Below are 13,756 nucleotides of genomic sequence, written 5' to 3'. Positions count from 1 at the left end.
AGGTCCCGGTTCTGCAGCGCGCCGCTTTGCGGCCAGCGCAGCGCCCGGGACAAGAGAGAGTGTCCCATGGCGAACAAATTTCGCACCCTCGACGACGTCGACGTGAAGAGCAAGCGCGTGCTGTTGCGCGTCGACCTCAACGTGCCCATGGACAACGGGCGCGTCACCGACGCAACCCGGCTCGAGCGCGTCGCGCCGACCATCACCGAAATCTCGGACAAGGGCGGCAAGGTCATCCTGCTCGCGCATTTCGGCCGGCCGAAGGGGCGCGATGCCAAGGACTCGCTGAAGCCCGTTGCTGAAGCGCTGTCAAAGGTCGTGAAGAAGCCTGTCGCGTTTGCCGATGACTGCATCGGCGAGCCTGCGGCCACCGCCGTGGCGGCCCTCAACGACGGCGACATTCTCTGTCTCGAAAACACCCGCTTCCACAAAGAGGAAGAGAAGAACGATCCCGCCTTCGTCGCGGAACTGGCAAAACTCGGCGACATCTGGGTCAGCGACGCGTTCTCGGCCGCGCACCGCGCCCACGCCTCGACCGAAGGCCTCGGCCACAAGCTGCCGGCCTATGCCGGCCGCACCATGCAGGCCGAGCTCGATGCGCTGGAGAAGGCGCTGGGCTCGCCGACCAAGCCGGTCATCGCCATCATCGGCGGCGCAAAGGTCTCGACCAAGATCGACCTGCTCGAAAACCTCGTCACCAAGGTCGACGCGCTGGTGATCGGCGGCGGCATGGCCAACACCTTCCTGCACGCCCAGGGCGTCGCGGTCGGCAAGTCGCTGGCCGAGAAGGACCTCGCGCCGACCGCGCTGCGCATCATGGAGAAGGCGGAAGCCGCCAACTGCGCGATCATCCTGCCGGTGGACGCCACCGTCGCCTATCATTTCGCGGCGAACGCGCCCTCGCACGCCTATGGCCTCGATGCGATCCCGGCCGATGGCATGATCCTCGACGTCGGCCCGCAATCGGTCGTGCGCGTCCAGGCCGCGATCGACGACGCGGCAACCCTGGTCTGGAACGGCCCGCTGGGAGCCTTCGAGCTGCAGCCGTTCGACCGCGGCACCATGGCGGCCGCCAAGCATGCCGCCGAACGCACGAAGGCCAAGAAGCTGATCTCGATCGCGGGCGGCGGCGACACGGTTGCAGCCCTCAACCAGGCCCATGTGGCCGGTGACTTCACCTATGTCTCGACCGCCGGTGGCGCATTTCTTGAATGGATGGAAGGCAAGCCCCTGCCCGGCGTCGAAGTCCTGCGCACCAAGTAATTCGTCGGCAAGAAACAAGCGGCCCTGTAGGCCCAAACGGAGAAAAACACACATGGCTCGGATCACGTTGCGTCAATTGCTCGACCATGCGGCGGAGAACGATTACGGCGTACCGGCCTTCAACATCAACAACATGGAGCAGGCGCTGGCGATCATGGACGCGGCCAACCAGGTCGACGCCCCCGTCATCATCCAGGCCTCGCGCGGCGCGCGCTCCTACGCCAACGACATCATGCTCAAGCACATGATGGACGCGGTCACCGAGATCTATCCGCACATTCCGGTCTGCGTGCATCTCGACCACGGCAACGAGGCCGCGACCTGCATGACCGCGATCCAGGCCGGCTTCACCTCCGTCATGATGGACGGCTCGCTCAAGGCCGACGGCAAGACGCCGGGCGACTGGGGCTACAATGTCGGCGTCACCAAGACCGTGACCGACATGGCCCATCTCGGCGGCATCTCTGTCGAGGGTGAGCTCGGCGTGCTCGGCTCGCTCGAGACCGGCATGGGCGACAAGGAAGACGGCCACGGCGCCGAAGGCAAGCTCAGCCACGACCAGCTGCTGACCAATCCGGACGAAGCCGTGAAGTTCGTGCAGGAGACCAAGGTCGACGCGCTCGCGATCGCCATGGGCACTTCTCACGGTGCCTACAAGTTCACCCGCAAGCCCGACGGCGACATCCTCGCCATGAACGTGATCGAGGAGATCCACCGCAAGCTGCCGAACACGCATCTCGTCATGCACGGCTCCTCCTCGGTGCCGCAGGACCTGCAGGACATCATCAACGCCTATGGCGGCAAGATGAAGCCGACCTGGGGCGTGCCAGTGGCCGAGATCCAGCGCGGCATCAAGCACGGCGTGCGTAAGATCAACATCGACACCGACAACCGCATGGCGATGACCGGCCAGATCCGCAAGGTGCTGAAGGACAATCCGGAAGAGTTCGATCCGCGCAAGTACCTGAAGCCGGCGATGGAAGCGATGACCAAGCTGTGCAAGCAGCGCCTGCAGGAGTTCAACACCGCAGGCCAGGCCTCCAAGATCAAGAAGGTGCTGACCACCGCCGAGATGGCCAAGCGCTACGCCAAGGGCGAGCTGGACCCCCGCGTCGCGTAGCGATCGCGTGGTGGCTTTGAGCCTATCTGGCACGGCCGATCCTTTCCCCTCGCCCCGCTTGCGGGGAGAGGGTCAGGGTGAGGGGGAGTCTCCCCGGGGGCGGTAGCAGACGGACTCGCGGAGAGTCCCCCTCACCCGGATTTTACGCTACGCGCAAAATCCGGCCTCTCCCCGCAAGCGGGGAGAGGCGAAGAACCCAGCCTCCCCCCTTACCCTGCGACGAACGTTAACTCGGAATTTGCCCGAGAACGGTCTATTTTCACAGGCAAGGGCAGAATCGTTTTGGGAGGACCTCTCGATGAATCTGACTGAGCTCAACAGGATCGCGGCCGCCATGGTCGCGCCAGGCAAGGGCATCCTTGCCGCCGACGAATCCTCCGGCACCATCAAGAAGCGCTTTGACGCGATCGGCGTGGAATCGACGGAAGGCAACCGCCGCGACTATCGCGAGATGCTGTTCCGCTCGAACGAAGCCATGAGCCAGTATATTTCCGGCGTGATCCTCTATGACGAGACCATCTGGCAGACGGCCGCGGACGGCACGCCGCTGGTGAAGCTCATCGAGCAGAGCGGCGCCATTCCCGGCATCAAGGTCGACGAGGGCACGCAAGGCTTACCGATGTGCCCCGGCGAGCTGGTCACCGTCGGGCTCGACAAGCTCGCCGAGCGGCTGAAGAAATATTACGAGCGCGGCGCGCGCTTCGCCAAATGGCGCGCGGTGATCGACATCGGCAACGGCATCCCCTCGATGACGGCGATCAGCGTCAACGCCCATGCGCTGGCCCGCTATGCCGCGCTATGCCAGGCCGCACAGATCGTGCCGATCGTCGAGCCTGAGGTGCTGATGGACGGCGACCACGATATCGATCGCTGCTATGACGTCACCCAGCGCGTGCTCAACAAGACGTTCCAGGAATTGCGCGTGCAGCGCGTCGCGCTCGAAGGCATGGTGCTGAAACCGAACATGGCGATCTCAGGCAAGAAATCACCGAAGCAGGCCCCGGTCGAGGAGGTCGCGGAGAAGACGATCCGGCTGCTGAAGGCCTGCGTGCCGGCGGCAGTCCCCGGCATCGCCTTCCTTTCCGGCGGCCAGTCGGACGAGGAGGCAACCGCGCATCTCAACGCCATGCACAAGCTCGGTCCGCTACCCTGGGGCCTGACCTTCTCCTACGGCCGCGCGCTGCAGGCCGCGCCGCAGAAGGCCTGGTCGGGCAAGGCCGAGAATGTCGCGGCCGGCCAGCGCGCCTTCAGCCATCGCGCCCGCATGAACGGCCTCGCCTCCAAGGGCGAATGGCAAAGCAGCCTGGAAAAGAAGGCAGCCTAGATCTTGTCGAACAAACCGCCTCCGCCGCGCCCGGCGCCGCGCCTCTATCTTGCGACGCCCGTCGTCGATGATCCCGCTGCGCTCGTCGCTGAATTGCCGGGCCTGCTCGCCGCCGCCGACGTTGCGGCCGTGCTGCTGCGGCTGAAGGAAACCGACCAGCGCGGCATGATCACGCGCATCAAGACGCTGGCGCCGCCGGTGCAGAAAGCGGGCGCCGCGCTGCTCGTCGACGGCCATCCCGAGCTCGTCGCACGTGGCGGCGCCGACGGCGCACACCTGCCCGGCATCGCCGCGCTGAAGGAGGCGCTGCCATCGCTCAAGCCCGATCGCATCGCCGGCGTCGGCGGGCTGACGACGCGGCACCATTCCATGGATGCGGGCGAGATCGGTGCCGACTATTTGCTGTTCGGCGAGCCCGACGCGAAGGGCCAGCGGCCATCGTCGCAGGCGATCGCCGAGCGGCTGGACTGGTGGGCCGAGCTGTTCGAGCCGCCCTGCGTCGGCTATGCGACGTCGCTGCAAGAGGCCTACGACTTCGCCGCCAGCGGCGCCGATTTCGTGCTGGTCGGCGAGTTCATCTGGGCCGATCCGCGCGGTCCCAAGACTGCGCTGATCGAGATCGATGCTGCGATCAAGAAGGCCCATGCGGCGGCGCTTGACGGCCAGGATACCGCCGGTCAGGAGCACGGCTAGCGCCCGACATGAAGCTCCCGCGCATCACCATTCTGGCCACGCTGCTGCTCACGGCGCCCGCGGCCGCACAGCTCCAGATCACGCCGCCGGCCACCACGCCAAGTCCCCCGGCCGAGAAGCAGAAGCCCAAGGCGCCTCCGCCCGCCAAGAAGAAAGAAGCCGCGCCGGCGCCAAAGCCTTCGGCCTCGCCCAAGCCGGCCGCATCTCCAAAACCTCAGCTGCCCGCGACCGTGATCCCGGCGCCGCCGACCGACACGCCCGGTGTCGATCTGGTGTTCGGCGCCTACCAGCGCGGCCAGTACAAGACGGCGTTCGAGCTCGCCACCGCCCGCGCCGCAGCCGGCGATCCCAAGGCGATGACCATGCTGGGCGAGCTCTATTCCAACGCCATGGGCATCCGCCGCGACTACGCCAAGGCGCTGGAATGGTACAAGCGCGCCTCCGACGCCGGCGACCGCGAGGCGATGTTCGCGCTCGCCATGCTTCGCATCTCCGGCCGCGGCGGCTCGGTCGACAAGGGCGAGGCAGTCAAGCTGATGGCCTCCGCCGCCAAGCTCGGCGAGCCCAAGGCGGCCTATAACCTCGCTTTGCTCTATCTCGACGGCCAGACCCTGCCCCAGGACGTCAAGCGTTCCGCCGAGCTGTTGCGCCAGGCTGCCGACGCCGGCCTGCCCGAGGCGCAATACGCGCTTGCGACCTTCTACAAGGAAGGCACCGGCGTGCCGAAGGACCCCGAGCGCGCGGTACGCCTGCTCCAGGCCGCCTCGCTCGCCGACAATGTCGATGCCGAGGTCGAATACGCCATCGCCATGTTCAACGGCACCGGCACGCCGAAGAACCAGCCGGCGGCTGTCGCGTTGCTCCGCAAGGCGTCGCGCCAGGGCAGCGCCATCGCGCAGAACCGCCTCGCCTGGGTGCTGACCAACGGCATGGGCGCGTCCGCGGACAAGATCGAGGGCTTCAAGTGGCATCTGGTGGCCAAGACCGGCGGCAAGGGCGACCCGGAGCTCGACAAGCAATTGTCCGATCTGCCGGCCGACGACCGGGCCAAGGCGGAGGCCGCCGCCAAGAAATGGCTCGGGACCAAATGACTTGACGCGGGGCCCCTCACGGGGCACCCAGTCCCTCAAACAGGCGCGATTTCGCGCCATTTCCCCCGATCAAGACCCAGAGCACATGCTGTATTCCGCCACTATCAACGTCATGGTCAAGGCGGCGCGCCGCGCCGGCCGCAGCCTCAAGCGCGATCTCGGCGAGATCGAGCATCTCCAGGTCTCGCTCAAGGGGCCGGCCAATTTCGTCTCGCTCGCCGACAAGCGCGCCGAGGAGATCCTGTACCAGGACCTCGCCAAGGCCCGTCCCGGCTACGGCTTCATCGGCGAGGAAGGTGGCACCCGCGAGGGCACCGACAAGAGCCACACCTGGATCGTCGATCCCCTGGACGGCACCACCAACTTCCTGCACGGCATCCCGCAATTCGCGATCTCGATCGGCCTCGCCCGCGAGGGCACGGTGATCGCGGGCGTGATCTACAACCCCGCCAATGACGAGCTCTACATCTCAGAGCGCGGCAAGGGCGCATTCCTCAACGACCAGCGCCTGCGCGTCGCCGGCCGCCGCCAGCTCAACGAATGCGTGGTGGCCTGCGGCCTGCCCCATATCGGCCGCGGCGACCACGAGGAATTCCGCCGCGAGATGACCGCGATCCAGGACCGCGTCGCGGGCCTGCGCCGCTTCGGCGCCGCCTCCCTCGATCTCGCCTTCGTCGCCGCCGGCCGCCTCGACGGCTACTGGGAGCGCAATCTGCAGTCCTGGGACATCGCCGCCGGCATGCTGATGGTGCGCGAAGCCGGCGGCACCGTGAGCGATATCGCGACCCCGGGCGACCCGCTGGTGACAGGGCATGTGGTGTGCGGGAATGAGTTCGTGCACGGGGAATTGGTGAAGATTTTGCGGAAGCCTGCGTAAGGTAAGAGCCAAGCCTCACGCTGTGATCATCCGCGAAGGCGGATGATCCAGTATTTCAGAGATGTCAGTTGGATACGGAACGGCCGTGGCGTACTGGATGCTCCGCCTGCGGCGAGCTATATATTTGAGAAGTAAAGCCCCGCGACGGTGAGGGCAGCAAAGATTACCCATGGAACGGCTAAGTCTCGCAAGACGCCGCCCCGACAGGCCGCAGACAGCGTTCCGGGGAGCCAGTAGAGAACGATAAACAGTGTGACCCCTATGCCGCCCCACTTGACATAGCTGGGTTGCTCATCGATCGGCTTTCGGAAATCACACCAAACGTAGAGAGCGCCCGTAAGTATGTAAGCGATCGCAATGGCAGCCACGCTTCTCATGGATCACTTGCTCCTTCCGAAACCGTTGGGTCGGCAGCGCGGCGGCTCGATCTGCAACCACTAAGCGTCGTCATCGTCGGATTCCTCGTCGCGATATTCACCGCCAATGGTCAGGCCCTCGATGGTCGTGGCGCCTTTCTGCTTGATCACCCGGCGAAGCGGGACCGAACTCTCGCTTCGCAATGCCTCCATCAGTTGTTCCGAATGCGTGACAATCCAGATGTCCGCACGGCGTGATGCCCTGGCGATCAGCCGCGCCAACGGCGCCAGCAGCGACGGATGCAGGCTGCTCTCCGGTTCGTTGAGCGCAATGAAGGGCGGCAGCCGATAGCCCATGAACACTGCGAGCAGGCAGATGTATTTCAGCGTCCCATCGGACAATTCGTAGGCCTTGAACGGCCGCGGCATATCTGCCAGCTGCAAATCAAATTCACATAAGCCGTTTTCTGCCCATGCGCGGAGCTCGGCGCCCGGGAATGCATCCTGGATCGCGTCCTGCAGGTCGGTGGCGTCCTCCCGAATGGAATAGAGGGTCGCAAGAGCGGCAGCCAGATCGCTTCCATCGGCACTGAGCGAGGGCGTCGTGATCGCCAGACACGGCTTTCGTATCGGCGACGCCGGGTCGGTGCGAAAGTCATGATAGAACCGCCAGCCCAGCATCGCGTTTCTGATCAGGTCGATTTCAGGGCATTCCTTGCCGTCGGGAAAACCCGCAAGCGCCGTCTCTGACGGCAGCACCGCATCCTTGTGGCTATTCCAGGCACCGCTCTCGCCGCGGACGCTGACGAGCGAATTTTTCCGCTCCATGAGTCGAACCGTTCGCTTGCCTTGCGTCGCCTCGATACTTTCAGCCTTGATCATCGGCTCGCCGGAAAATGCCGCCTCAACCGGGCCGGGAAATCCGAGCTCAATGGAATATCTGAGACGATCGAATCTGGCCGACAAACGCAGTCGCCCATCTTCGCCCTTCTTGCGAAGGCCGGACCAGCAGACGGAATTCAATCCGCCTTCCTCGGCGATCGTGCGCGTTATTCGACCTGCCGCCGCGTCGCGCAACAGCGACAAGGACTTGTAGAGATTGGATTTGCCGACACCATTCTCACCCACGAACACGGACAAGGGGTGAATGGGTATCGAGAGCTGTCGAATGGAGCGATAGTTGGAGATCGCAACGTCGGTCGGACGCATCACACGCTCTCAATCGGCGGGTTGGCTATGCATTCGCACTGCGGTGCGAATGCATGCTCATTCAATCCAGAGGTGCAGTCTGGATTGAGGCCCCCGAGAAAGCAAGCTGGCCGATCCGCTGTTCAGTGGCCGGCTCTTGCCGGCGCCGGTGGCCCATAGGCCTCGCCTTCCCTCACAACCTCCGTCTCCCGATCCCCGGCCAGCACGCGCTGCACGGAGACGAAGAACACCGGCACCATCAGGAGCGCCAGGATCACCACGGCGATCATGCCACCCATCACGACGCTGCCGAGCGCCTGCTGGCTGGCGCCGCCGGCACCATGCGCGATCGCCATCGGCAGCACGCCGCAGATGAAGGCGAGGCCCGTCATCAGGATCGGGCGGAAGCGCAGGCGGCAGGCTTCGATGGTGGCTTCGACCAGCGGCTTGCCTTCTTTCCGCAGATCCTTGGCAAACTCGATGATGAGGATCGCGTCCTTTGCGGCGAGGCCGATGATCGTGATCAGCCCGACGGTGAAGTAGACGTCGTTGGGCAGGCCGCGCAGCATCGCCGCGGCCACGGCACCGACGATGCCGAGCGGCACGGTGAGCAGCACCGCGAGCGGAATGGTCCAGCTCTCGTAGAGTGCGGCGAGGCACAGGAACACCACGAATACCGAGAGCGCGAGCAGGAACGGCGCCTGCGAGCCCGACAGCTTTTCCTGCAGCGACTGGCCGGTCCATTCATAGCCGAAGCCGCGCGGCAATCTGCCGGCGAGCCGCTCCATCTCGGCGATGGCATCGCCCGAGGTGAAGCCGGGCCTGGCTTCGCCGGAGATGCGCACCGCCGGATAATAGTTGAAGCCGGCGATCTGCGTCGGGCCGCGCGCCCATTCGACCGTCGCGAAGGACGAGAACGGCACCAGTTGGCCGCGGCTGTTCTTGACGTTGTAGTTGAGGATGTCCTCGGTCCGCATGCGGTCTCTCGCATCCGCCTGCACCACGACGCGCTGCATGCGGCCGCGGTTCGGGAAGTCGTTGATGTAGTTCGAGCCGAGATTGGTCGAGATGGTGTTGTTGATGTCCTCGAAGGTGACGCCGAAGGCGCCGGCCTTCTCGCGGTCAATCACGAGATTGACCACGCCGGCCTCCGGCAGGCCCTCGATATAGACCTTCTGCAGCACCGGGCTGGCATTGGCCTCCGCGATCAGCTGGTCGGCCGCGCGCATCAGGGCCGGATAGCCCTTCTGGCCGCGGTCCTGCAGACGGAATGAGAAGCCGGAGGAGTTGCCGAGATTGTCGATCGGCGGCGGCTGCAGCGCGGAGATTTTTGCGTCGCGGATCGATGATCCCAGATCGCGGTTGATGTCGTTGACGATCGCCGCGGCGGAATCCTTCGGACCGCGTTCCGACCAGTCCTTCAAGGTGATGAAGGCTTGCGCGGTATTCATGCCCTGGCCGGAGAAGCTGAAGCCGGTGAGGAAGGTGACGTTGTCGACGCCCGGCCGCTGCGCCAGATATTTCTCGACCTTCTCGATCACGGCCTCGGTGCGGCCGTAGGACGAGTCCGACGGCGTCTGCACGTCGGTGGTGATGAAGCCCTGGTCGTCGATCGGCAGGAAGCCGCCGGGCAGGTTGACGAAGGTCCAGGACAGGCCAACCAGCAGCGCGACGTAGACCAGCATCAGGCGGCCGGTGCGCTTGAGCGAGAAGCCGACGGTGCGGGAATAGGTTTCCTTGCTGCCTTCGAGCATGCGGTTGAACCAGCCGAACACGCCCCGCTTCGCGTGGCCATGACCGGCGGTGACCGGCTTGAGCAGCGTCGCGCACAGCGCCGGCGTCAGCGACAGCGCCAGGAAGGCGGAGAAGCCGATCGCGGCGACCATGGTCACCGAGAACTGGCGGTAGATGATGCCGACGGAGCCCGGGAAGAATGCCATCGGCACGAACACCGCCATCAGCACCAGCGTGATGCCGATGATGGCACTCGAGATTTGCGACATCGCCTTGCGTGTCGCCTCCTTCGGCGGCAGGCCTTCCTCGCTCATGATGCGCTCGACGTTCTCGACCACGACGATGGCGTCGTCGACGAGGATGCCGACCGCGAGCACCATGCCGAACATCGAGAGCATGTTGATGGAGTAGCCGGCGAGCAGCAGCGTGCTGCAGGCGCCGAGCAGCGCCACCGGCACCACGATGGTCGGGATGATGGTGTAGCGGATGTTCTGCAGGAACAGGAACATCACCACGAACACCAGCACCACGGCTTCGAGGAGCGTCGTCAGCACCTTCTTGATCGAGGCCTCGACCACCGGCGTGATGTTGTAGGGGATCTCGTAGGAGATGTTGGCCGGGAAGAAGCGCGACAGCTCCATCATCTTGGCTTCGACCGCGCTCGCGGTCGCCAGCGCATTGCCGGTCGGCGACATCAGCACGGAGAGACCGGCGGTCGGCTTGCCGTCGAGGCGGGTGTTGAACTGATAGCTGAGGCCGCCGACCTCGATGCGCGCGACGTCGCGCAGCCGCACGGTCGAACCGTCGGCATTGGCGCGCAGGATGATGGCGCCGAATTCATCCGGCGAGGAGAGCTGGCCCTTGACCAGCACCAGCGCCGAGGTGCGCTGGCTCGAGGTCGACGGCTCGGCGCCGATGCTGCCCGAGGCGACCTGCGCGTTCTGCGCGGCGATGGCCTTGTTGACGTCGTCGGCGGTCAGCCCGTAGCCGACCAGTTTTGCGGGATCCACCCACACACGAAGACTGCGCTCGGTCGAATAGAGCGTGGCGCGGCCGACGCCGGGGATACGGCGAACTTCGCCGAGCACGTTGCGGATCATGAAGTCGCCGAGGCCGACCTCATCCAGGCTGCCGTCGGTCGAGTTCAGCGTGATGATCTGGAGCACCGCGCTGGAGGCTTCCTCGATCAAAATGCCCTGCTGGATCACCGCGCGCGGCAGGCGCGCCTCGACGCGCTTGATGCGGTTCTGCACCTCGACCGAGGCTGCGCTGGTGTCGGTGCCCGGCACGAAATTGGCGATGATCTCGACTTGGCCGAGCGAGTCGCTGGTCGATTCGAAATTGAGGATGCCGGAAGCGCCGTTGAGCTCCTCCTCGATCAGGCGCGTGACGCTGTTGTAGAGGTTTTCCGGCGAGGCGCCGGGATAGCTGGTCGAGATCGAGATCGAGGGCGGCGCGATGATCGGATATTGCGCGATCGGCAGCAGCGGCACCGAGATCGCGCCGATCAGACAGATGAACAGCGCGACCACCCAGGCGAAGATCGGCCTGTCGATGAAGAAACTCGCCATGGCGCGTTACCGCGTGAGCTTCTGGGCGTGCCGGTTGTCCGCGGTCGCGTCCGCTTCCGACCAGGATTGCGGCTTGACCCTGTCGCCCGCCGCGAACTTCTGGAAGCCCTCGACCACGACCTTGTCGCCGGCCTTGAGGCCTTCAGTGACGAACCAGAGTCCGTCCTGCACCGAGCCCGTGCGCACCGGCTGCACCGCGATGTGGTTGTCGTCCTTGACCACGAACACCTCGCTGCCGCCGCCGCCATTGCGCTGGATCGCCTGCTGCGGCACCGCGATCGCGTCGCTGTCGAGACCCTGGTCGATGCGGACACGGACATACATGCCCGGCAAGAGCTCGCGCTTGGGATTGCGGAACTCGCCGCGCAGCGTCACCTGGCCGGTATGGGCGTCGACCTTGGCATCCGAGAACAGCAGCTTGCCGTCGAGCGAATAGAGCGTGTTGTCGTCGAGCACGAGCCGCACCTTGGCGGCATCCGCCGCAATGCGCTCCAGATCGCCGCTCTCGAAGGCACGGCGAAGCTGGTTGAGCTCGGTCACCGACTGGGTGAAGTCGGCATAGATCGGGTCGAGCTGCTGGATGGTGGCCAGATTGGTCTCGTTCTGCACCGCGAGCGCGCCCTCGCTGACGAGGGCCGCGCCGACGACGCCATCGATCGGCGCGCGCACGGTGGCATAGTCGAGGTTGAGCTTGGCGCGGGCGAGATCGGCCTTGCGTCCCTCGACCTCGGCATGGGCCTGGCGTTCGGCGGCGATCGCCTTCTCGTTCTCGGCCTCCGGGGCCGCGCGATCCCTGGTGAGGGTGGCGATGCGGTGCGCCTGCTGCTTGGCCTGCATCAGCGCAGCCTCGGACTTGGCGACCGCCGCCTCGTTGGCCATCACCTCGACCTCGAACGGACGCGGATCGATGCGGTAGAGCGGATCGCCGGCCTTCACCTCGCTGCCCTGGCGGAACAGGCGTTCGACCACGATGCCGGAGACGCGCGGCCGCACGTCGGAGACGCGGGTCGGCGCGATGCGACCCGGCAGCTCGCGCACCACGGCGCGCGGTTGCGGCTTGACGACGACGATGCTGACGTCAGGATCGGTGGGCGGAGCGGCGGAGACGGCCGAGCTCGATTCGTCGCAACCTGCGAGCAGCGGCGCAAGGGCCGCGAGCATCATTGCAACGCATGCCGATCGCGCACGAAGTCCTGACATGAAGTTAAGTGCCCCGATGTTGTTGAACTGGTCACGCGCGCGCCGACCCGTTCTGGGTGATTTGCGCGCAGCTGATGCCGTCAAAATAGAATGGACCTGCTGCGACGCAACGCATGCTGCGGGCGGCTCAATGTCACACGACCTATCTTGCTGACTTTTTGGGGCTTTTCGGGACTCACCGGATTGTGAGTCGGGTTCCATCACCGCGGGCTGCGACAGAAGATCGCAATCACTCGGCGGCCTTCATCCGGTAGTGGCTGACGCCCCATTCGGTTCCGTCGGCATAGCCGAACAGGCCCGAGGTCGCGAGGCAGAACCAGCGCCAGCGCCGCATCCAAAGACCGGTGTCATCGCCATGGACCTCGCGCAAGGCCGCCTCGATCGTCTCGCGACGCGCGTCGAAATTGGCAAGCCAGTCGTTGGCGGTGCGCTGATAATGGGTGCCGCTCCAGCACCATTCCTTCTCAACCGTGAAGATGTCGTCGAACTGCCTGACGAGGTGATGGCTCGGCATCAGCCCGCCCGTGAAGACGTGCTGGGCGATCCAGTCCTCGCGATCGGTCCGGTCGAACAGGTGGGAGCCGGTGCGATGCGCGGCGATCTGCATGAAGAAGCGCGCCTCGGGCGCGAGCCATGAGTGCAGGCGCGTCATCAGCTTGCGCCAGTTCGTCATGCGCTCGAACGCCTCGACCGCGACGATGCGGTCGAACTGGCTGTCGGGCGCGAAAACGTTCATGTCGGCGGTGACCGCGCGGAGGTTGGACAGCCCGCGCAGCCGCGCCTCCTCCTCGATCAAGGCGCGCTGCGCCTGCGAGTTCGCGACCGCGGTCACCGTCGCGTGCGGAAACTGCCGCGCCATCCACAGCGACAGCGCGCCCCAGCCGCAACCGAGCTCGAGGATGGCCTGGCCGTCGGCGAGACCGGCATGCTCGACGGTCTGGCGCAGCGCCTCCTCCTCCGCCTCCTGCAGGGTGGTCGCGTCGGTCTTGTAGAAGCAGCACGAGTATTTGCGGTTGGGGCCAAGCACCTCCGCGAAGAAGGACGCAGGCACCTCGTCGCGCCCGGCGTCCCCGGCAATCGGCCGCAGCAGCATCCGTCCGGCGATGGCGGCATCGCCGGCCGCATCAGGCGCGGCAAGACGGGTTGCTGTGCGGGAGCAGAGGCGCTGGATCGCAGCCCGGATCACGACATCAGGCAGCGGCACACGTTCGGCAGTCCCGATGATCGCGGAAACGACGCTCATGCGACCACTCCCTTGGTCAGGTCTCGTGGGGCGGCGGAGGAAGAACGGGCAGGTGCCGGCAACAAGCCGGGGCAGCCACAGGGCAGCGGCGGCCTG

General features: G+C 65.5%; 10 protein-coding genes. 6 read left to right on the top strand and 4 right to left on the bottom strand.

The features are described from left to right. The first annotated feature begins 66 nt into the window (after positions 1-66). The 6 genes from JQ603_RS29540 to JQ603_RS29515 all read left to right on the top strand — a co-directional run bounded on the left by JQ603_RS29540 (position 67) and on the right by JQ603_RS29515 (position 6,368). Positions 67-1,263 (top strand): phosphoglycerate kinase, encoded by a 1,197-nt coding sequence (locus JQ603_RS29540; protein ID WP_212344847.1) that lies wholly within the window; start codon positions 67-69, stop codon positions 1,261-1,263. Between the two features lie 52 nt (positions 1,264-1,315). Further along, positions 1,316-2,383 carry a class II fructose-bisphosphate aldolase gene (fba, locus tag JQ603_RS29535; protein WP_212344844.1) on the top strand — a complete coding sequence of 356 codons (1,068 nt, stop codon included), beginning with the start codon at positions 1,316-1,318 and terminating at the stop codon, positions 2,381-2,383. A gap of 298 nt (positions 2,384-2,681) precedes the next feature. After that, positions 2,682-3,707: a class I fructose-bisphosphate aldolase gene (locus JQ603_RS29530; protein WP_212344837.1), complete on the top strand. Its 1,026-nt coding sequence runs from the start codon at positions 2,682-2,684 to the stop codon at positions 3,705-3,707. Positions 3,708-3,710: 3 nt separating this feature from the next. Further along, positions 3,711-4,400, top strand: coding sequence for a thiamine phosphate synthase (locus JQ603_RS29525; RefSeq protein ID WP_212344829.1), 690 nt, complete (start codon positions 3,711-3,713; stop codon positions 4,398-4,400). A gap of 8 nt (positions 4,401-4,408) precedes the next feature. Beyond that, positions 4,409-5,491 (top strand): tetratricopeptide repeat protein, encoded by a 1,083-nt coding sequence (locus tag JQ603_RS29520; RefSeq protein ID WP_212344821.1) that lies wholly within the window; start codon positions 4,409-4,411, stop codon positions 5,489-5,491. 85 nt (positions 5,492-5,576) lie between these two features. Next, positions 5,577-6,368, top strand: a complete 792-nt coding sequence (locus tag JQ603_RS29515; RefSeq protein WP_212344818.1) for an inositol monophosphatase family protein — start codon at positions 5,577-5,579, stop codon at positions 6,366-6,368. A 437-nt stretch (positions 6,369-6,805) separates the two neighbouring features. On the opposite strand, the gene JQ603_RS29510 is transcribed toward JQ603_RS29515, so the two are convergent. The 4 genes from JQ603_RS29510 to JQ603_RS29495 form a co-directional block, all read right to left on the bottom strand. Further along, complete coding sequence (locus JQ603_RS29510; RefSeq protein ID WP_212344802.1) at positions 6,806-7,933, bottom strand: AAA family ATPase; 1,128 nt, start codon at positions 7,931-7,933, stop codon at positions 6,806-6,808. A 122-nt stretch (positions 7,934-8,055) separates the two neighbouring features. Continuing rightward, positions 8,056-11,217 (bottom strand): multidrug efflux RND transporter permease subunit, encoded by a 3,162-nt coding sequence (locus JQ603_RS29505; protein WP_212344795.1) that lies wholly within the window; start codon positions 11,215-11,217, stop codon positions 8,056-8,058. A 6-nt stretch (positions 11,218-11,223) separates the two neighbouring features. Continuing rightward, the gene (locus tag JQ603_RS29500) at positions 11,224-12,417 is read right to left on the bottom strand and encodes an efflux RND transporter periplasmic adaptor subunit (RefSeq protein WP_212344792.1); all 1,194 of its coding nucleotides are present in this window, start codon (positions 12,415-12,417) and stop codon (positions 11,224-11,226) included. Positions 12,418-12,646: 229 nt separating this feature from the next. Continuing rightward, positions 12,647-13,660: an SAM-dependent methyltransferase gene (locus JQ603_RS29495; RefSeq protein ID WP_212344789.1), complete on the bottom strand. Its 1,014-nt coding sequence runs from the start codon at positions 13,658-13,660 to the stop codon at positions 12,647-12,649. Positions 13,661-13,756: the final 96 nt, after the last annotated feature.

The sequence above is a fragment of the Bradyrhizobium liaoningense genome, assembly GCF_018130825.1.
In the GTDB taxonomy this organism is placed as follows: Bacteria; Pseudomonadota; Alphaproteobacteria; order Rhizobiales; family Xanthobacteraceae; genus Bradyrhizobium; species Bradyrhizobium liaoningense_B.
This window is presented reverse-complemented; position numbering and strand designations above follow the sequence as displayed.